General features: G+C 40.6%; 17 protein-coding genes. 7 read left to right on the plus strand and 10 right to left on the minus strand.

Features of this window, described 5'->3' with window-relative positions; genetic code table 11:
- Window positions 1-37 precede the first annotated feature (37 nt).
- Entirely contained in the window at window positions 38-433 is a 396-nt protein-coding gene (locus H6G32_RS16735; RefSeq protein ID WP_190460273.1) for a nuclear transport factor 2 family protein, read from the plus strand.
- Here H6G32_RS16735 and H6G32_RS16740 read toward each other — a convergent pair.
- A complete protein-coding gene (locus tag H6G32_RS16740; protein WP_190460275.1) occupies window positions 430-894 on the minus strand; it encodes a hypothetical protein in 465 nt (154 codons plus the stop codon). The two genes, H6G32_RS16735 and H6G32_RS16740, sit on opposite strands and share 4 nt — an antisense overlap.
- 330 nt (window positions 895-1224) lie before the next feature.
- Between H6G32_RS16740 and H6G32_RS16745 the strand changes: the two genes are divergently transcribed.
- A complete protein-coding gene (locus tag H6G32_RS16745) occupies window positions 1225-1689 on the plus strand; it encodes a CYTH domain-containing protein (RefSeq protein ID WP_190460277.1) in 465 nt (154 codons plus the stop codon).
- 205 nt (window positions 1690-1894) lie between these two features.
- Here the strand turns inward: H6G32_RS16745 and H6G32_RS16750 are convergent, their stop codons facing one another.
- Window positions 1895-3397 carry a phenylacetate--CoA ligase family protein gene (locus tag H6G32_RS16750; RefSeq protein WP_190460279.1) on the minus strand — a complete coding sequence of 501 codons (1503 nt, stop codon included), beginning with the start codon at window positions 3395-3397 and terminating at the stop codon, window positions 1895-1897.
- 292 nt (window positions 3398-3689) lie between these two features.
- On the opposite strand from H6G32_RS16750, the gene H6G32_RS16755 reads away from it, so the two are divergent.
- The 3 genes from H6G32_RS16755 (at window position 3690) to H6G32_RS16765 (ending at window position 8380) form a co-directional block, all read left to right on the plus strand.
- Window positions 3690-5393, plus strand: coding sequence for a serine/threonine-protein kinase (locus H6G32_RS16755; RefSeq protein WP_190460281.1), 1704 nt, complete (start codon window positions 3690-3692; stop codon window positions 5391-5393).
- Window positions 5394-5487: 94 nt separating this feature from the next.
- Complete coding sequence (locus tag H6G32_RS16760; protein ID WP_190460283.1) at window positions 5488-7632, plus strand: serine/threonine-protein kinase; 2145 nt, start codon at window positions 5488-5490, stop codon at window positions 7630-7632.
- A gap of 268 nt (window positions 7633-7900) precedes the next feature.
- A complete protein-coding gene (locus H6G32_RS16765) occupies window positions 7901-8380 on the plus strand; it encodes a hypothetical protein (RefSeq protein WP_190460285.1) in 480 nt (159 codons plus the stop codon).
- 313 nt (window positions 8381-8693) lie between these two features.
- Here H6G32_RS16765 and H6G32_RS16770 read toward each other — a convergent pair whose 3' ends face one another.
- The 5 genes from H6G32_RS16770 to H6G32_RS16785 all read right to left on the minus strand — a co-directional run bounded on the left by H6G32_RS16770 (window position 8694) and on the right by H6G32_RS16785 (window position 12885).
- Complete coding sequence (locus H6G32_RS16770; RefSeq protein ID WP_190460287.1) at window positions 8694-9518, minus strand: hypothetical protein; 825 nt, start codon at window positions 9516-9518, stop codon at window positions 8694-8696.
- A 355-nt stretch (window positions 9519-9873) separates the two neighbouring features.
- The gene (locus tag H6G32_RS26545) at window positions 9874-10254 is read right to left on the minus strand and encodes a hypothetical protein (protein WP_206757970.1); all 381 of its coding nucleotides are present in this window, start codon (window positions 10252-10254) and stop codon (window positions 9874-9876) included.
- Window positions 10196-10681, minus strand: coding sequence for a hypothetical protein (locus tag H6G32_RS16775; RefSeq protein WP_190460290.1), 486 nt, complete (start codon window positions 10679-10681; stop codon window positions 10196-10198). The genes H6G32_RS26545 and H6G32_RS16775 overlap by 59 nt, the downstream gene beginning before the upstream one ends.
- Window positions 10682-10888: 207 nt before the next feature.
- A complete protein-coding gene (locus H6G32_RS16780; RefSeq protein ID WP_190460292.1) occupies window positions 10889-11473 on the minus strand; it encodes a Uma2 family endonuclease in 585 nt (194 codons plus the stop codon).
- Between the two features lie 209 nt (window positions 11474-11682).
- Window positions 11683-12885 carry a phosphoglycerate kinase gene (locus H6G32_RS16785; RefSeq protein ID WP_190460294.1) on the minus strand — a complete coding sequence of 401 codons (1203 nt, stop codon included), beginning with the start codon at window positions 12883-12885 and terminating at the stop codon, window positions 11683-11685.
- Between the two features lie 88 nt (window positions 12886-12973).
- Between H6G32_RS16785 and H6G32_RS16790 the strand changes: the two genes are divergently transcribed.
- Window positions 12974-13381, plus strand: coding sequence for a universal stress protein (locus H6G32_RS16790; protein WP_190460296.1), 408 nt, complete (start codon window positions 12974-12976; stop codon window positions 13379-13381).
- A 32-nt stretch (window positions 13382-13413) separates the two neighbouring features.
- On the opposite strand, the gene H6G32_RS16795 is transcribed toward H6G32_RS16790, so the two are convergent.
- From H6G32_RS16795 to hemW, 3 genes are all read right to left on the minus strand, one after another.
- The gene (locus tag H6G32_RS16795; protein ID WP_190460298.1) at window positions 13414-14013 is read right to left on the minus strand and encodes a transposase; all 600 of its coding nucleotides are present in this window, start codon (window positions 14011-14013) and stop codon (window positions 13414-13416) included.
- 108 nt (window positions 14014-14121) lie between these two features.
- A complete protein-coding gene (locus H6G32_RS16800; RefSeq protein ID WP_190460300.1) occupies window positions 14122-15321 on the minus strand; it encodes an NACHT C-terminal helical domain 2-containing protein in 1200 nt (399 codons plus the stop codon).
- 151 nt (window positions 15322-15472) lie between these two features.
- Entirely contained in the window at window positions 15473-16657 is a 1185-nt protein-coding gene (gene hemW, locus H6G32_RS16805; RefSeq protein WP_190460302.1) for a radical SAM family heme chaperone HemW, read from the minus strand.
- A 248-nt stretch (window positions 16658-16905) separates the two neighbouring features.
- Between hemW and H6G32_RS16810 the strand changes: the two genes are divergently transcribed.
- The gene (locus tag H6G32_RS16810) at window positions 16906-17982 is read left to right on the plus strand and encodes a PIN/TRAM domain-containing protein (protein ID WP_190460305.1); all 1077 of its coding nucleotides are present in this window, start codon (window positions 16906-16908) and stop codon (window positions 17980-17982) included.
- Window positions 17983-18604 lie beyond the last annotated feature (622 nt).

An 18604-nucleotide genomic window follows, 5' to 3' on the forward strand; every position in this document is an offset into this window, starting at 1 on the left:
CTTAATAATCTGTTTTAAAAAAATTTATAGAGGCACAATGACAGCAGAGTCAGAAAACACTTTGAGAGTTGCTCAACAGGCATTTGAGCATTTTGAACATGGTCTAGCTACAGGGGAATGGTCAGTATTTCTCGATATGCTCACAGAAGATTTTACTTTTTGGTTTCCAATGGGAAAATTCCACGGGTTAAATGTGGGAAAGGAGCGAGCAAGAGAATTTTTCCAATACGTTGCTGAATCCTTCCGAGGAGGAATCACCTTGATTCTAGAACGCTTGACTAGCAATGAGACAACAGTTGTGTTTGAATTTCGAGATGAGGGACTGTTGTTAGGACAACCCTACAAAAATCGTATCGCAGTTTCCTTTGATGTGCGTGGCGACAAAATTTGTGGTTATCGGGAATACTTCGGTAGCGATGGCAAATCTTACTAATTATTTTCAGGATTTAGCTCATTGATTTCTCTACACTTCGCCTCTGCCCCTTGATAGGCTGCTAAGTAGTCCTGACCACCTAACATGACATCACCATAATACTCATAAGGTGGGTCACCGTAGATTGGCAATGGTTCGTCTTCAGGATAATCTTCTTTCGATTCTTCGATCAGTGCTTTCAGCTTTTTTACGGTCAAATATTGTGCTGGAAAATACCAAAGATCCTGGGAGCTTTTCTGCAAATGCGGTAGTGTGGGATCGATAATGCAACCACCTAACTCAATCCAACCATGCTCAATAGGTATATATGGTTGACCAGGAAAAACTAAAAAACCCTGAACATAGGTTGCTCCCTGAGTCGCCAATGCTGCTCTGTAAGCATTATCAAAGGGAAGATTGGCTTTGCTGTTTATGCTTTTAGCAATTGTGCTTGACAGCGTTTCATCCAATGGTTTGTTCATCAATAGCAAGGATTAAAGCAGCCACTACAATATAGTATCATCAGGAAGTCCACCCATACAATAAAGCCCTAGAGATTGTCTGGTACGGCTCTGAAAAACTTACCCAAAACCCAATAAACCACGACAAACTAGACATAAAATAGTTTTGGGGTTCTCTTCATCTTTCACCCGGTCGGCAAGAACCCGCTTTAGCCATGGGGTCAATCTAAAATCTAAAATCTAAAATCCAAAATTGTTTGACATTTGTAGAGCGGTTAAATGTTATTTTTTGTCTGCAATAAGTCAACTAAACTTGAATAGAATAAGCTTGTACAGTCAATCTCAACAAAAATGGCGAAGGAAATAGAGCGGAAATTTTTAGTCAAAGACGATAGTTGGAGAAACCTAGCTGAGGGTAAAGTATATTGTCAGGGATACATTCCTACTCAAAAAGGTGCTACTGTTCGTGTCCGCATAGTAGGCAACCAAGCTTATTTAACCATTAAAGGGCCTAGCGTTAAATATAGCAGGTCAGAGTTTGAGTATCCGATTCCGATTGCAGATGCTGAGGAAATGCTGGATACATTATGCTCTCGTCCTTTAATAGAAAAAATTAGATATAGGGTAGAGTACGGTGGTTTGATTTGGGAAATAGACGAGTTTGACGGTGTTAATAAAGGACTGATAATTGCAGAAGTCGAACTCAGTGATGAACAACAACAGATTGAACTACCAATCTGGATTGGTGAGGAAGTTTCAGACGATCCCAAATATTTTAACAGCAATTTAGTGAAACATCCTTTTTCACAATGGTAATTTCTGCAAAAATCAGTGATTAATTTTGATTAGGACTTACTTTCCTTTACAAATTTACCGTCTTTTCAGGTTTTTTGATGCGTCTCTTTACGCATCCTACCTGTAGGGTGCGTTCCCTAACGCACGAATCATGATTTTTAACGACACAAACCATACCGCATATTTGCTATTTTGTGTCCGTTAAGTCCTATTGATATCAAAACCTCTATTTGCGTGTATATCGATGCTTTACGCCAATGGGAAAATATTCTGCATCGCCGGTGGGGGCTAATGCAACTTGGGGTGTTTGATATTCTGGGGGAACGTAGTTGGCAAATTCGCCGTTAAGGCGCAACAGTTGTGAAAGAATTGAAGATGCTATGGTTTCTTGCTTGTCTTTGCTAGCTTCTATCCCTGGTGCTAATTCCACAACTATAGATAAACAGCGGTTTTTGTCAGTGTCTTCTTTAACTTGTAAAACGAATTTACCTGTTACCCATTCTTGAATAATTGGTTGTTCTAATCCTACGCTGACATTTTCTGGGTAAATATTTGCCCCAAAGTAAGAAACTGTAAAGTTAGAACGTCCGAAGACATAAACAAAAGGTAGCTGATGAATTCCTCTAGCTTTCTGTAAGTCTGCAACAGGATTAAATCCCCATTCTGCCAAAAACTTGACCATGGCATCGTAACTAATTAACCCGCCATTATCTAAAATGTTATAACGGATTAAGGGAATGCCATTGTTTCCAGAAAAGAGTAATGTACCATCTTCAACTTCAAAGAATCGCTGGATGGGATCATACTGTAGGAGTGTGGGTAAACGAGATTCCCCAAATAAAGCTTTGGCGGCGTCGGGGTTTTCTGCTAAAAATCGGCGAATGCAGATAGTTAACGGTGTTTCATTGGCTAAAGCTCCAGCGTCTGCTGTGCCGTAAAGTGATGCTAAGTCATAGCAGGGATTTTGGGAACCTATCCGTTCACCAACTAAACTCCGCCATTCTTCGCTGAAGACTTCTCCCGCCATTACCAATTTAATCTGATATTGCCCCCACTCGACACCGCGAGCAATGCCAGTATCAATTACGTCTTTGAGAAATGGCGGATATCCCAACAGGACAACTTGCTGAAAATTCCCACCTAGTTCTTGGACTACACGCAAGATTTCTTCTTTATTGTTGCCGGGAGTAATAACTGTGAGAGGATAACCCTTACTGGCGACATAGCGACAGCAATTGGTGGTGAACATTCCCCCTACCCAGGTTCCTAGGGTGAAACAAATTACCGCTAGGGTGCGTCTGGTATCTGCATAGAAACTATCGTGAAAAATCTGCTCAAAGCGGGTGGCTATTTGCAGTTCATCTGTGAAGAAACGCGGCCAAAATGTGGGTTTACCTGTGGAACCGGAAGAAGCAGCTATCATATCGCAGGTTTCTAATTGTCCGTAGCGGCATAAGTCAGCTAGAGGATAACGCGATATATAGTTTTCTTTAGCGATCGCAGGTAATGTCTGAAAATCCTCTAAGGTTTGAATAGCATGGGGATTGATTTCTCGTTCTGCTAAAAAAGCCTTGTAAGCGGGGACGTTTGCAGCCACATCTTGAAATAAAGCCATAACCGCTGATTCACTTGAGGTGTTGAGATGCCTTTCTAATTGCTTTTCTAGGGGAGTAGACAAAAAATCTGTAAATACTGTAATTGCTCTCTGCTTTTGTGATTCGCGGTTCATATTTCTTGTTATTGTCAAAAATTCTGATTACTATCCTGAAGTGGAAACCACAGCAAGTTTACTGCTTACCAGTATTTTACCTATAGCCGTTCTCGCTAAATTAAGGTTTTTAAACTCTTGCCTTGTGGATTTAGCCTGTATAGTTTATAACTGCTATTTTAGCTATTGTTCGACACCCTTAAAACCTCATGCAGTCACTACTGCTTGCTAAAATTGGGATTTGGAAAAATTTTCGTAACTGGGCTATCCTCCCTTGTAGCAATTGATAAAACCTAATTTATTCTTCAGCACCATGCAGGTATATTGCAACAAACAACACCAAAATAGTGGGAGTAACCGTTTTTGTACTCACTGTGGTGAGCCATTACCTCTGCCTATAGGGCAGGTTGTGGAGAACCGCTATCAAATTGTCCGGATACTGGGACAAGGTGGCTTTGGACGTAGTTATTTGGCTTTTGATAATCAGCAATCTCGTCAACAGTGCGTGCTGAAAGAATTTGCACCCCAAGTACAAAAACCGCAGGATTTACAAAAAGCTAAGGAATTGTTTGAACGGGAAGCGAGTGTTCTGAAAAAACTCCAGCACCCCCAGATTCCGCGTTTTCATGCCTCCCTACAAGCAAAGTTAGGCAAAAAAGATTTTTTCTTTTTGGTGCAAGACTATGTAGATGGTGATAATTATGAATATTTGTTAGAACAGCGGAAACTTCAGGGACAGACTTTTAGTGAAGAGGAAGTAGTCAACCTACTGCAAAAGATTTTGCCGATTTTGTCCTACATCCACTCCCTAGATGTAGTTCACCGCGATATCTCTCCAGATAATTTGATTGAAAGGCGTAGTGATAAGCTGCCGATGCTGATTGATTTTGGTGCTGTCAAGCAATTGCCTGCTCATCAAGGTATTTGGTTTACTCAGTTGGCGCCAAATCGCACTTTGTTGGGGAAGGAAGGCTACGCACCAGAGGAACAATTAAGGCAGGGACAAGTATTTAAAAGTAGTGATTTGTATTCTTTGGCTGTGACAGTGCTAGTGTTGCTCACGGGTAAGGAACCACAAAAACTTTATGACAGCTATAACGGAGTTTGGTTTTGGGGTAAGGAAATTAGAGTGAGTCCCAGACTAGAAGCTGTTCTGAAGAAGATGTTGGCATATAAACCAAGCGATCGCTACCAAACAGCCGATCAAGTTCTGCGAGTCTTACCCTCTTCAACCTCTGGCCAAGCCCCAAATACCCATCTTACCAAGCTGAAAACGATGGTGGCTGCCCCTGGACGGCAAGGTGTCCAAGCAATTGCCAGTAAATTGCACAGCAAAACTCAATTGGCTATGCAAAATATACCAATACCTGATTGGTTACGTCCTTTTGCTGTGACTCTGGTGGGCACGACTGCAATTGTTGTAGTTGGTGCAGGTACGGTGGCTCTAGGAAATTTTGTTATTCGTGGCGTATCATCAATCACTGTACCGTCAATTTCTCTGCCACAAATCCCTTCTATCGGTGGAAACCCTACCAATAAACCAAGGGGTGACAAAAATAAAACTCGCAATCTCCAACAGCTTTTTAGTCGCCGTCAACAGCTAGGAATTCCCGCAGTATTTTTTACAAGGTTAGTAGACGAATCGTTTTATACTAAAAGACCAGAATTAAACAGACGTATCCTGAAGCCAAATCCAGAAGATGCGGCTTTACGGGATGAATGGTATGATGTAGCTGAAAACTTGTTGAATAAAATAGAACAGGCAAAACTCAGTACAGCAGCGCGTCAGAAACTGGGAAGGTATAGTCTAAAAGATGTGGAAATTCTGGCACAACAAGGACAAGCCGGAAGGTTGGGTAAATATAAAACTTTTAAGCAACTCAAAGACGATACCTATAAAACATTTAGTCAGTTGTTTCCTGACCAGCAGCCTGGGAAACTAAATCAACAAACGTTTTTTCAAATTTGGTATGCGATCGCATCCTCTAAAGTTAGCAAAGCCCAATCTGCCAATTAAACCAGCAACTTTCACCCAAAATGGGGAAACTAATGACTAATGACTAATGACTAATGACTAATGACTAATGACTAATGACTATTAACTAAATTTTATGACTCCTCTCTATTGTTCCAAAGGACACCAAAATACGACAGGTAGCCGTTTTTGTCTCCAGTGTGGTGAGAAACTCTTGGATCAGCCGGTAAGTTTTGGCATTCAACCAGGGTTAACTTTAGGCGATCGCTATGTAATAATGCGTCTACTTGGACAGGGGGGTTTTGGACGCACATATTTAGCTGAAGATATCAACCGTTTCCGCGAAGCTTGCGTTTTAAAAGAATTTTCTCCCCAAGTTCAAACAGCCTACGTTTTACAAAAAGCTGAACAACTTTTTCAGAGAGAAGCAAGTGTTCTCTATCAGCTGCAACATCCCCAAATTCCCCGCTTCCGGGAACTGTTACGCATCAACTTGGATGGTAAAGAATACCTGTTTTTGGTGCAAGATTTTGTGGAAGGGCAAACTTACAACTATTTGTTAAATACCCGCCTACAGCAAGGTTTACGGTTTACTGAGGCGGAAGTTCGCCAGTTATTGCAGCAGATTTTGCCAGTGCTGGAGTATATCCATTCTCTGGGAGTGATCCATCGGGATATTTCTCCAGATAACTTAATGCTTCGCACTGTTGATCAACTGCCAGTATTAATTGACTTTGGCGGTGTCAAACAAGTAGTAGCCACCGTTGCTTCTCAATATTACCAACCCGGTGAAATGGCTTCTCCCCCAGCACCTACCCTACTGGGTAAAATTGGCTTTGCACCCCCAGAACAGATGCAAACTGGGTTAGTTTCACCCCATAGTGACTTGTATGCTTTGGCGGTGACTATGTTAGTTTTACTGACAGGCAAACAACCGCCAGAATTAATTGATACCTATGACCTTTCCTGGCAGTGGCGACGGCATGTTAGCCTGAGTGCCCCATTAGGGCAGATATTAGATCAGATGCTATCCCCAGCATCAGGCGATCGCTATCAATCAGCGCGTCAAGTTCTCCGAGCACTCAACCCCCAGCCTATTAGCTATTCCCCGACTCCACCTCCCTACCACACACCAACTCTGCCGCCTACATCTGCAACTCTAGCTGTCTCTCCCCCCATCACCTCATCACCCCAGCCTGTTAGCTATTCCCCGACTCCACCCCCCCCAAGCGGATGGACACCAACGAAAAGTTTTGTAGTAGCACTGGCATTAGTTAGTACTACGGGGCTAATTTGGTGGGGAGTGAATAACAGCAAACAGAATCTGCAAGGCAGCAAGCCTACAGTCACATCTAGCCCCACCCCAACTATTGATGAACCCACCGAAGCCCTAGATAAATATTCACCAGCAGAACAGCAGCGCAAAGAAAAATTAAGCGATCGCCGTCAACAGTTGGATATTAATTTAAACTTCTACCTTAACTTGGTGAATCAAGCCTTTTGGGACAAAAACCCCAGCCTAAAGGGACGCACCCTCAGCGATGAACCAGAAGATGAAAGTTTGCGGGCAGAATGGGATAAAATCGCCGCCCAATTGCTAGACAAGCTTTCCTCTATGAGTGCTAAATCCCGTCGCCAACTGGGTACTTTCACAACAGTAGAACGCGATCGCTGGAAAGTAGAAGTCAACCAAATTAATGTTGGTAGTCGTTCTTTATATGATTTAGGAGATGCTGCCTTCTTCCGTGAATTCCCTGAACAGCGCGGTAAAAACTTTCTCGAACAGCCCATCGGACAAGTTTGGTATGGTTTCACCAATGACAAACTCAATGCCATTCTCGCCGGTAGTGCTTTCCAGAAGATTGTTTTTGATCCAGGCGCTACTGGGGAAACAGTCAGCGGCACTCTCCAACCTGGTGGGGGTAAAGTTTTCATCGCCGGACTTGCCAAAGAGCAAAATATGGAAGTTAAACTTACAGCCAAGTCCCAAGTTTTGCTATCAATTTATTCCCCCTCTGGCAAAATCCAATTTTTAGAAGACTCTCAAGAGCGCACTTACTCCACCAAATTACCAGAAAATGGATTTTATGAGTTTGCTATTGTCTCCACAGCATCAGAATCTGTAGATTATCAGCTCAAAATCAACGCAGAAAGCCCTGCCCCACCACCAACGCCAACACCGACGGAAACGCCAACAGAAACTCCCACGCCAACACCAACGGAAACGCCAACAGAAACTCCCACACCTACATCGACTGAAATAACGCCTGGGAGTAATTAAAAATTCAAAGTTTTGAGTGGGTTGCTTTGTTACCCTAGCCTCCAATTACATATTATTTACATTAAATTCAATAACCTTATCAGTATCAATACGGTGATAAAAGGTTGTTTTTATTGCTATATATTTGTATATCTGGTTAAAACGTAAAGTCCCAGAACTCCCCTCAAAAAAATGAAAAATATAAAAACGTTTCCACTGCTAATGGTTATTACCATGATGCAAATTCCTGCCTTGTCTGCTAACGCACAACCAAGGAATTTAGAGCAGGATGGATCTGTCAATATTCAAGATCGTCAATACCCCGGACAAGATCGTCAATACCCCAGACAAGATCGTCAATATCCCAGACAAGATCGTCAATATCCCAGACAAGATCGTCAATATCCCAGACAAGATCGCCAATACCCCGGACAAGCCGGACAAGATCGCCAATACCCCGGACAAGATCGTCAATACCCCGGACAAGATCGTCAATTCCCCGGACAAGATCGTCAATTCCCCGGACAAGATCGTCAATATCCCAGACAAGATCGCCAATACCCCGGACAAGCCGGACAAGATCGCCAATATCCCAGACAAGATCGTCAATTCCCCAGACAAGCCGGACAAGATCGTCAATATCCCAGACAAGATCGTCAATTCCCCGGACAAGCCGGACAAGATCGTCAATACCCCGGACAAGATCGTCAATACCCCGGACAAGATCGTCGGTAAATTAACTCAACCCGCAAGGAATCCCACACCATAATGTAGAGACCTTACGTGTAACATCTCTGCATGATTTAATGCCACAGAAGAGGAAGTAAGCCCAAAGGGAGAATGCAAGTCCTTCCTTCGGCATTCCCCCGTAAAGCTAGAAACCGACACTGTACTTGGTACTCCAAGACAGTGCGGGTAGTTCATAGAATCCGCTTACGCATCATCTAAAGCTGCAATACCGGGTAAAACCTTACCTTCCAGTAACTCCAAGCTAGCGCCGTCACCGATGAAAATGTGGCTCAGTAGAACGCTTCAACCGAAGAGTTATTACAGTTAATTAATATTAATACCGATTCATACAGTTATTCAGCCACGCCAAAATTCTTATACTCCCTAATATACTTAAATGGAAAAGGGATAACAGTACTTTGTCCCGTGCGGACAAAATCAACATCCATAGTTGGTAAGAGTTCTCTAAATATTAGTTTTGAATCATCTACTGCCACAATTTTACGAAGATGACAGGCATCTTTGAAAGAAAATTTTACCTTGTCTCTTCGGTCTCCAACAAAGTAATAAGCCTCTTTTTCGGTTTCGCCGAAATATTTTATATTGAGAGACGCGTCAAATAAATCATCCTTACTCTGATTATCCTGTGGAAATTTCAACCGAATTTGATGTTTTTCCAGAAGGTAATCTCTAAAATCAGTAGCTTCTTTGGTGCTACTGACATCTATATATTTGTCTTTTAGTTTCTTTTTTGTACCCAAGTATTGTCCAATTAAAGAATAAAAATCTCTTTTTGATATAGGTTCGCTTCCAATTTTTATAAGTGCCTCTGAAAATGAATTAAACTTTTCAATATCAAGTCCAGATTGTTGTTGTAAAAACTCTTTGACTATATTAGCTAACTCATTTCCAGTTTGCTTGGTTTCAGGAAGTACAGTTTCAACTTGCTCTAGAATCTCTTCAATTTCATAAATCTCAGGAATCGTAATTTCATCAGTCAGGAATATCTGATTTATATCACCAGTCTCAGAAATAACTAGTCCTTCTAATTTTCTGATTTTCTTGTCAGAGGTACTGTCTGCCATAAATTTTCTATATATTTCAAATTTTTCCCAGTTAAATATCTTTAAACCTTGTATTTTTTGGAATTCAAAATTACCATTTGGTTGAATTTCCATAAAAATAACATGACTTGTATCTTCATCCCAAGCAGCAAAAGTCCAAATTCCTTGTGGTTTCAGTGTAGACCAATCAAATAAACTGAATTTAGCCTCAGTAATATCACGCTTAATAATTAGTTCTTTAATAGTTGTTTTAACAATAGCTTTAGATAGACTTTCATTTGATTCAATGGTAATATTTTGTCGTTGCGTATTATTATCTGATGCTTTATATTCATCTTTCTTCTCATTTTGTTTGTAGTAATATTCCTCATGAATAATTCTAAAATTTAAAGCCCCTTTCTTGTCCTGCTTTCCAGTACTAATTAGCTTTTCATCAGTGATATAATCAGGATATAAAAATTCTGCTAACTCATTTACTAATTCTGGGTTTCAGATGGTTATGAATATTCAAGAATAAATCAAGAAGATCCACTTGATATTGCAAGCCTGATTCAATGATATTGTTGAGGATCGCTTCTTTGGTAGTATCAAACTCATCAATAAAAATAAGTGGATTTTTATTCAAGCGTTCATGGAAGTAATAAGAAGGCTCAATAAGTGTCGTGTTTTTGACTATAAACTTATCTATAGTAAGAAATAAAATAGTCTTCTCATCTGTAAACACTGCCGGATAGAGTTTTTCAATCCATTGATAGTCTGGATTATTTTTTATCGCTTGTATGCGTTCTTGTTTAGTTTTGAAGTTCTCTTTTAATTTTGCTTTGGATAACAGTTCGGAATGCTGGCTCAAGTTCTTGGCGAATTTGTGTTTTAAAGTTATCTTTAGCTTCTTTGGGAAGTTGTTTATTTTTATATATTTCTACATACTTTTTTAATTTTTTAAAGCTTTCTGTATTCTTGAAATCATCGGGAATTTCATGGTCAAACTTAAGTAAATTATTAATAACAGTCTCAGCATTAGAATCAATAAAAAGAAAATTTCTGTCAAACTCTTCTTTATTACCACCTTTGATAAAACGGTCTCTAAGCTCCTTATCTGGCAGATTCTTTTTGAGGTTGGTAATAAAAAAAATCTTTCTTTTTTGGGCGGCAAATTCCTTATAATTGGAATAGATAAAGTTTAAAACATTGTATGTTTTTCCAAAACCAGTTGGCATGCTCAGGAGAAGTAGTCCAGTATTAGATAGTTTACAGTATTCGTTTAATATTTCTTCCATATTCTTTATAACCTTAGAGAATGTTTTAAAAGTATTGAATGACTAGAAGTCGCTACTACACAAGATTAGTCGATGGAGGTACAATAATGGAGAATAAAGGCTTTCAAACCCACCCAGGTGGGTTTTGCCTGTATAGCCGCGACTTCTAGTCGCTAGGGCTAGCCGGAAAATTGATTTCTAGGGGGAGATGACAATAAAACCAGGGTATTATTCCTTATCCTGAAAATTAACATCTTGATAAATTTCAACTAAACTAATTTCAAAATCAAGATGTTGCAATTTTACAATATCATCTTCAGATTTATATTCTCTGAAAATCCATTCTCCCTCATTAGTTTTGCTGTAGTGCATTACCTGATATTGATTTTGTTCAACTAAAACATATTCTTTAAATTGAGGAATAGAACGATAAAAGGTAAATTTATCACCTTGATCGTAATTTTTTGTAGACTTAGATAAAACCTCAATAATTAACAAAGGATTAGTAACAGTAGTGTTGTTTTTACCTGTATAAATAGGATTTTCTGCAATCACCATAATATCAGGATAGGTATATTCTCGAAATTGGGGAATCCATAAACGCACATCTCCAATAAAAACACGATGTTGTTTTCTTCTGATAGCATATAATAAAGATGCTGCAAAATTCAGCGCAATTTGATTATGATTTGTAGTTCCCCCAGTCATAGGTATAATTTCCCCATCTCGATATTCGCTTTTATAAAGTGCTTTTTCCTCTAATTCTAAATATTCTTCAGGGGTATAACTAGGTTTACGAGTTTGTACTTCCATATTCTTCTCCTTGATTTTGTTAATTAATTGTAAAAAGTTAATAACAAAAGCATTTTTTTATCAAAAAAGACATACTAATTATATCCTCTTAGGAGATTAGAATGTATGCAGTAGCTAATTATTATCAAGTAGTTGGAAATTTAACATACTGCGATCGCTGATTAGAGAATGAAGGATAAAGCTAAAAACTTCATCCTTCACACCTTTAATTACGCATCATCTAAAGCTGCAATTCCAGGTAATACCTTACCTTCTAGCAACTCCAAGCTAGCGCCGCCGCCGGTGGAAATATGGCTCATTTGATCAGCCAAACCCACCTTTTCAACAGCCGCTACAGAGTCACCACCGCCGATGATGGTAGTTGTGCCAGTTTTACCGATTTCGGCTAGAGTATGTGCGATCGCTTCTGTACCAGCAGCAAACTTATCAAACTCAAAAACACCCATCGGCCCATTCCAAATCACCGTTTTGCAATCAGCAAGGGCTGCTTGGAACACCTTCACCGAGTCAGGGCCAATATCCAAACCCATGCCATCAGCAGGGATGTTTTCAATGCTGACAGTTGTCGCATTAGCATCAGGAGCAAACTTATCAGCCGATACGATATCTGTAGGTAGCAGCAAAGCAACACCACGTTCCTTAGCCTTAGCTTCCAAAGTCTTCGCTAGTTCTAGCTTGTCTTCTTCCACCAGAGACTTACCAACACTCAAACCACGGGCTTTGTAGAAGGTGAAAATCATCCCACCGCCAATGATTAGCTTGTCGCACTTCTCCAGCAAGGTTTCAATCACACCAATTTTGCTAGAAACCTTGGAACCGCCGATAATTGCTGCCAAAGGACGTTGGGGATTTTCAATCGCGTTTTGCAGATATTCCAATTCCTTCTCAACCAAATATCCAGCCACAGAAGGACTCAGAAACTTAGTCACACCTTCAGTAGAAGCATGGGCGCGGTGTGCCGTGCCAAAAGCATCATTTACATAAAAATCAGCATTAGCTGCCAACTTTTTTGCAAACTCAGGATCGTTTTTCTCTTCTTCTGGGTAAAAGCGGACATTTTCTAAAAGCAGCACTTGACCATTTTGCAACGCCCCAACTTTAGCTGCAACTTCATCACCGATGGAGTCATCAGTTTTCACAACTTCTTGCCCCAACAACTCAGAGAGGCGCTTGGCAACAGGCGTTAGACGCAATTTATCACTTACACCCTTGGGACGACCAAAATGGCTCGCTAGAATTACCTTAGCTCCCTTCTGCATCAAATCTTTGATGGTTGGCAGCGCCGCGCGAATCCGAGTATCGTCTGTGATGTTGCCTTGATCATCCACAGGTACGTTAAAATCAACCCGCACTAAGGCGCGTTTACCAGAGATATCCGCCGCAGATAAACTTGCTAAACTTTTTTTGGACACAACTAAACCCTCCTGATTGCCTTTTTGTTATCGTTTTGAAAGTAGAACCATCCAGATTTTACCGGAGTCAGGCGTGCGGAGGTGCGAGATGTTCAAAACAGTTCTATTTCCAATTGATCAAAGTAGGGAAGCGCGGGAAGCTGCCGACGTGGTTGCCAATGTCGTGCAAAACTATAGTAGCCGCTTGGTGCTGCTGTCCGTCGTGGAAGAACCGCCTCCAGACACCCCAAGCGCCGATCCAATGGTGTCTCCAGAGATAGTTGCTAAACTGCTAGAAAATGCCCAAGCTTTATTTTCTCAGCAGGGAATTACAGCCGAAGTCTTGGAACGCCAAGGCAAACCAGCCTTTACCATCTGCGATGTCGCCGACGAAATCGAGGCAGATTTAATTATTATGGGCTGTCGAGGATTAGGCTTAACAGAAGAGGGCGCAACTGATAGTGTCACCGCGCGGGTGATTAACCTTTCCCCTTGTCCAGTGTTGATTGTGCCTTAGCTGTATTAATTGGGACAGGCGAGACGCCTGTCCTACGAATATTCGGATGATTTTTCGGATTCCCAGAGAAAAGAATAAGCTTCTGGATTAACAGATAAACCAGCTTGTACAGGATTTTGGCGAATATATTGCCAAGTATCCTGAAATTCTTGGTAATTCCTAATAATATGATCATGAGATTCATCTTCCCAAACTGTACCAATGTGCTTCATCACCTTGGTAATTTGTTTACCTGTAAAGCTTTTAATGCTATGCATAATGCTGCTAAGTGACCAATATTCCGTAGAACAGGCGTCCCGCCTGTGATTGATTAAATTTACCTCACCCTCATCATCCGTAGAACAGGCGGGACGCCTGTTAACCCCCCGCCCATCATGATCAGATTTCGCCCAAGGCTGAATCAACAAATGTACATGGTCTGGCATAATAACCATTGCAAAAATTTCATATCTTTTGAGATGGAAAAATAGACAAGAATTAAGAACAATTTCTCTAGCAGATTCATTGAGTTCTAATCTTTCCCAAGTCACAAAGGTAATGTGATAGATTGAGCCATTTAATTCCCAGTGAGGTAGTTTTCTGCTGGTAATTTTGAGTTGGGAATTTTGGGGTATAGGCAAATTGTGCGACATTGGCAAGTTGTAGAAAGTTGATGGATAAAAGTTAAATTCGTAGAACAGGCGTCTCGCCTGTTATTTATAGCGCAGGCGGGACGCCCGCCCTACGGGAATTTTTTGTTTTTAATTTTCAGATGTAGGTAAGAACAAAGAGTCTTCAATTTCCTGTCTCAATTCAGGAGATATTTTATCATCATTTAAACAATCTAATATGCCTTGATTTGCCTTGTAATACTCCTTGAGTAATTCTTTTTGCTGGTCGCTGAATTGCAAATCATGACCAATTAATTCTTTGATTTTATTTAACCAATATTGACCCTGAGCTTGTCGCCACTCATCAAATATTTCTTTCTCTTTTTTCGGATTGGGTACTTCAGCCTGAAGTTCTCGTAAAGCTTGCTGTAGTTCAGGCTCAAAATCAATCGCGAAGATGGATGCCAGAACATTAGCCGAGTCAAGATTATTGTTATACTTAAATGCAAGGTCAAGACCAATATCAGTCGCCCGATTAAATCCAAGAAAAAACTGACTAACTTTGTTTACAGTTTTTTGAGAATCAAAGTTACTCACAAAGCCAAGACCAAGAATCCGGATGAGAGAAAGATAAAAAGCTCTAACTTTTATAGGTTTGTAAACAGGATTAACTGAAGAGGAAGATGATTTATTATGTATCCAAGTTAAAAGATGCTGCAATTTCTTATCTTGTGCTACCAAAGCATCAGCTTCTTGCTTTTTACGGCGCAAAAATTCTGCCGCTTCATCAGCATTCAGCGAACTTATATCTTGTAAATAGCTTTCTGAAGATTGCTGATATTTATCTAAATTTCCCGTCACAATTTCACTCACAGCTTGCCTGATGAATCCCTCAACAAGCCATTTGCGAACAAAAGTAAAATCCCGTTCATGTTCTAGATATATTGCCCCAATTAAAGCCTCAAACATTTCGCCAAAAAGTTGTGTTTGCTCGCTTTCATTTCTTGGCTGTTCGCCTAAACCTAGCGAACAAATATGCTTTAAATTTAGCTTTCTGGCAAATTCATAACACTTATCCCTACGCACAATTTGACTTTTTATATCTGTGATATTACCTTGATTAAAACCATCAAAAGAATCATATAAATAGTCAACTACGACAGCACCTAAAATAGCATCACCCAGAATGGCTAACCTTCTGTAATTGAGATTCTGCTGATCTTTTTGCTGTTGATTTTTATTAGTCCCATAAATCTGTGAGGGATGAGTTAAGGCTATTTCCAACAGATCTGTTCTTTGAAAATCAGGAATGCCGATCGCTTGTTTAGCTGCTTCAATATTTATACTCACGTTTTTATCTATACCTCTAATTTTAGCTAATACTACTCAATAGTAGGTCAAAAACCAAAATATTTAATTAATATAGTTGCCAACTATATTAAATAGTAAATTTACTAGGGCGAGAGAAAAAGGACACCTTAAAATCACTCCCCTCTGCGGTTCATTCCCCCAATTCTGCAAATAACCCAGACAATACGACATTAGAAAACAAAAACCCTTGGGGATCACTCAAACGCAACCTTTCCCCTACAACTTCTACCCAACCTTGTTCAAAATGCGATCGCAAACATTGATAAATTTCCTCTACCTTTTCTTCACCAAACTCCCTTGCTAACGCCGCCAAACTCACACCCTCAGCCAAACGCAACCCCAACATTAAAGTTTCTAACAAAATCTCATTTGGTGGCGTCACTTCACAATCAATCACACCGCCAGCTTGCACCCATTGGTAATACTCCTTTGTTTTCCGGGGACGAGTGAAGCGCTTACCCTGGACATAGCTGGCTGCACCCATACCAAAGCCATAATATGGGCGATTTTCCCAATAAACCCGATTATGCCGACATTGATGTCCAGGTTGGGCATAATTGGAAATTTCATAATGTTCATAACCTGCACTTTTCAAAGCCTGCTGCGCCCTTTGGTACATTTTGACAGTGGCTTCATCTGTCGGTAAAGGATTATCTCCCGGTTGGTAGTAACGACCGAAGGCTGTTCCCGGCTCTATGGTAAGGTCATAGATAGAGATGTGAGTCGGTACTAGTCCCAAAGCCTTTGTTAACGAGTCCTGCCATTGATCTAAAGACTGATGCGGCAATCCAGAAATTAAGTCTAAACTGAATTCGGGAACCTCGACTTGGCGGATTAGTTCCACAGCTGCAAAAATATCTACAACCGAGTGCGATCGCCCCGCAATTTTTAATAATTCTTCTTGAAAAGCCTGTACACCCAAACTTACCCGGTTCACACCCGCACTGCGATAGCCTGTTATCTGTGCTAAATCAAATGTGCCAGGATCCATTTCCATAGAAATTTCTGCCCTAGCCCCAATACCAAAGCGTCCCTCAAGCGCTAGAATTATCCGTTGCAACTGTTCTGTTGATAGCAGCGAAGGCGTCCCACCACCAAAAAAAATCGTCTCTAGGGATTGACCAAAAGCTGGTGTCATGGCAATTTCTTGACATAGCACCTCAACATATTGGGAGATAGTACCAGATGTTTCGCCCCGCAAGCGATCGCCCACAACAGACACAGGAAAATCACAATAAAAACATCGCCTTCGGCAAAAGGGAATATGTACATAAGCTGAACTTGGAATTCCAGAAACACTAACTTTTTGACTCATTATGAGAAAGAATTAAGTAACTTAATTGAGAATTATAAATAATTAAAATGAGAAGTTTGTTTACAACTTTTCATCGTCTTGCAACAAAACTAAGAATAATATGAATCAGAAACTCTTTGGTTATAATGTTTGCATATATAGCCTGCTTAAGCCTCTAGTGTAAGTCCATATTTATTAATCAATCCTACCGATGAAATAAAAAACACCTTACTCTATTCGGTAACACAGATGTAGGAAAAAACACAACCATGCTTGATGTCATTATCATTCTCTCATTTATTCTGGCAGCGGCGGGAATAGGTTACTACAGCACCGATTTGCTCCCCACCTCAACCCTAGCCGGGGTGACAAACCTCGACGCCTTACGCTTAGTTGTTGGCGTCTTTGCCGCTATCATTGGCGGTGCTATTGGGCTGAGTTTCCAGACAACATATCGTCGCACAGAGGCACAAATTCGAGAAATGCCACTCGAATCTATCTTAACCCGTGCCATTGGCTTAGTAATTGGGCTATTGCTAGCCAACTTAATGCTGGCCCCGCTATTTTTACTCCCCATTCCCGCAGATTTTGGATTTATTAAACCCCTAGTTGCAGTTGTCGGCAGTATTATACTTGCCGTCACTGGTATGAACTTGGCAGATACCCACGGACGAGGTTTATTGCGGTTAATTAATCCCAACACCGTAGAAACAATGGTAGTGGAAGGAACACTCAAACCTGCTAATACCAAAGTTTTAGACACCAGTTGCATTATCGATGGACGCATTGAAGCACTCCTAGAAACCGGGTTTCTGGAAGGAGCAATAATTGTGCCACAGTTTGTCTTGCAAGAACTGCAACAAGTAGCTGATGCTAGCAAAGACCAAAAGCGGGTGCGGGGAAGGCGAGGACTAGAAATTCTCAACCGCATTAGAGAAGCATACCCTGATCGCATTTTGATCAACCCCGCCGATTACGAAGAGATTGCCACAGTTGATGCCAAGCTAGTCCGCTTCGCCCAAGAAATCAACGGCACACTACTCACCAACGACTACAACTTATCTAAAGTTGCCAGCGTGCAGAAAGTGCCTGTTTTAAATGTAAACGATTTGGTGAATGCTGTTCGTCCTAGCTATTTACCTGGTGATAATCTGGATCTAAAGATTCTCAAAGAAGGTAAAGAACCCTCTCAAGGAATCGGCTACTTAGACGATGGCACAATGGTTGTCGTTGAAGAAGGTAGTAGTTATGTGGGTGGTGAATTACGGGTAGTAGTCACCAGTGCTTTGCAGACTTCCGCCGGCAGGATGATTTTTGCTAAACCCCAAGCTTCTACATTGGCGTGAGGAAATGTCGCGTACAGATAGAATTAAACCATGCGAACGGTGCAGCAAAACTGCACCGATTCTGTATAGAGTTAAGCATGAAGTAGGAGGTAAGTGGATTTTTGTCTGTCCTGAATGTTGGACTGCTGTGAGTGAAAATAATCCTTTTTATGCTTATGGCGGAACGTGGAAATCACGAAAAAAATGAGGGAGCCTTTCTTGCGTTATGGGTATTTAACTTACTCGCAAACATCGAAAACCTTAGATACCCGACTTCTTAAAGAAGTCGGGTATCTTGTTGTTTATAAATGATTGAGGACTGCTATATGTCCAAGGCTGATAACTAGACAGCATCAGCTACTGTAAATTTAATTCGCTCAAGATTTTGAACTAGATGCACTTCTCAGAGATCCTCTCGGAACCACTATTTAATGTTACTTAAATTAATATCGTTTTACTAATTAAATCCTATAATAAGGATATTAAATTTTTAGATGATCAGCTTTATCTATGAGCAAATTTGATGGTTTTTCAGTACCTGTTATGCTAAACTATTAAATTTAAAGATTAAAAAATGTAATTAAGTGTATCAAATTATTTTTATAAGCCTTACTGCACTTGACATGTAAGGAATATTTATTGT

Origin of the sequence: Cylindrospermum sp. FACHB-282 (genome assembly GCF_014697195.1) — a bacterium.
Classification (GTDB): domain Bacteria; phylum Cyanobacteriota; class Cyanobacteriia; order Cyanobacteriales; family Nostocaceae; genus Cylindrospermum.

Bases quoted from the DNA above. Each gene is read 5' to 3' on its own strand.
- H6G32_RS16770 (WP_190460287.1), bottom strand. From the start codon at position 9,518: ATGGAAATTCAACCAAATGGTAATTTTGAATTCCAAAAAATACAAGGT.
- H6G32_RS16760 (WP_190460283.1), top strand. From the start codon at position 5,488: ATGACTCCTCTCTATTGTTCCAAAGGACACCAAAATACGACAGGTAGC.
- H6G32_RS16780 (WP_190460292.1), bottom strand. From the start codon at position 11,473: ATGGAAGTACAAACTCGTAAACCTAGTTATACCCCTGAAGAATATTTA.
- H6G32_RS16795 (WP_190460298.1), bottom strand. From the start codon at position 14,013: ATGTCGCACAATTTGCCTATACCCCAAAATTCCCAACTCAAAATTACC.
- H6G32_RS16745 (WP_190460277.1), top strand. From the start codon at position 1,225: ATGGCGAAGGAAATAGAGCGGAAATTTTTAGTCAAAGACGATAGTTGG.
- H6G32_RS16740 (WP_190460275.1), bottom strand. From the start codon at position 894: ATGAACAAACCATTGGATGAAACGCTGTCAAGCACAATTGCTAAAAGC.
- hemW (WP_190460302.1), bottom strand. From the start codon at position 16,657: ATGAGTCAAAAAGTTAGTGTTTCTGGAATTCCAAGTTCAGCTTATGTA.
- H6G32_RS16765 (WP_190460285.1), top strand. From the start codon at position 7,901: ATGGATCTGTCAATATTCAAGATCGTCAATACCCCGGACAAGATCGTC.
- H6G32_RS16755 (WP_190460281.1), top strand. From the start codon at position 3,690: ATGCAGGTATATTGCAACAAACAACACCAAAATAGTGGGAGTAACCGT.
- H6G32_RS16790 (WP_190460296.1), top strand. From the start codon at position 12,974: ATGTTCAAAACAGTTCTATTTCCAATTGATCAAAGTAGGGAAGCGCGG.
- H6G32_RS16750 (WP_190460279.1), bottom strand. From the start codon at position 3,397: ATGAACCGCGAATCACAAAAGCAGAGAGCAATTACAGTATTTACAGAT.
- H6G32_RS16810 (WP_190460305.1), top strand. From the start codon at position 16,906: ATGCTTGATGTCATTATCATTCTCTCATTTATTCTGGCAGCGGCGGGA.
- H6G32_RS16775 (WP_190460290.1), bottom strand. From the start codon at position 10,681: ATGGAAGAAATATTAAACGAATACTGTAAACTATCTAATACTGGACTA.
- H6G32_RS16735 (WP_190460273.1), top strand. From the start codon at position 38: ATGACAGCAGAGTCAGAAAACACTTTGAGAGTTGCTCAACAGGCATTT.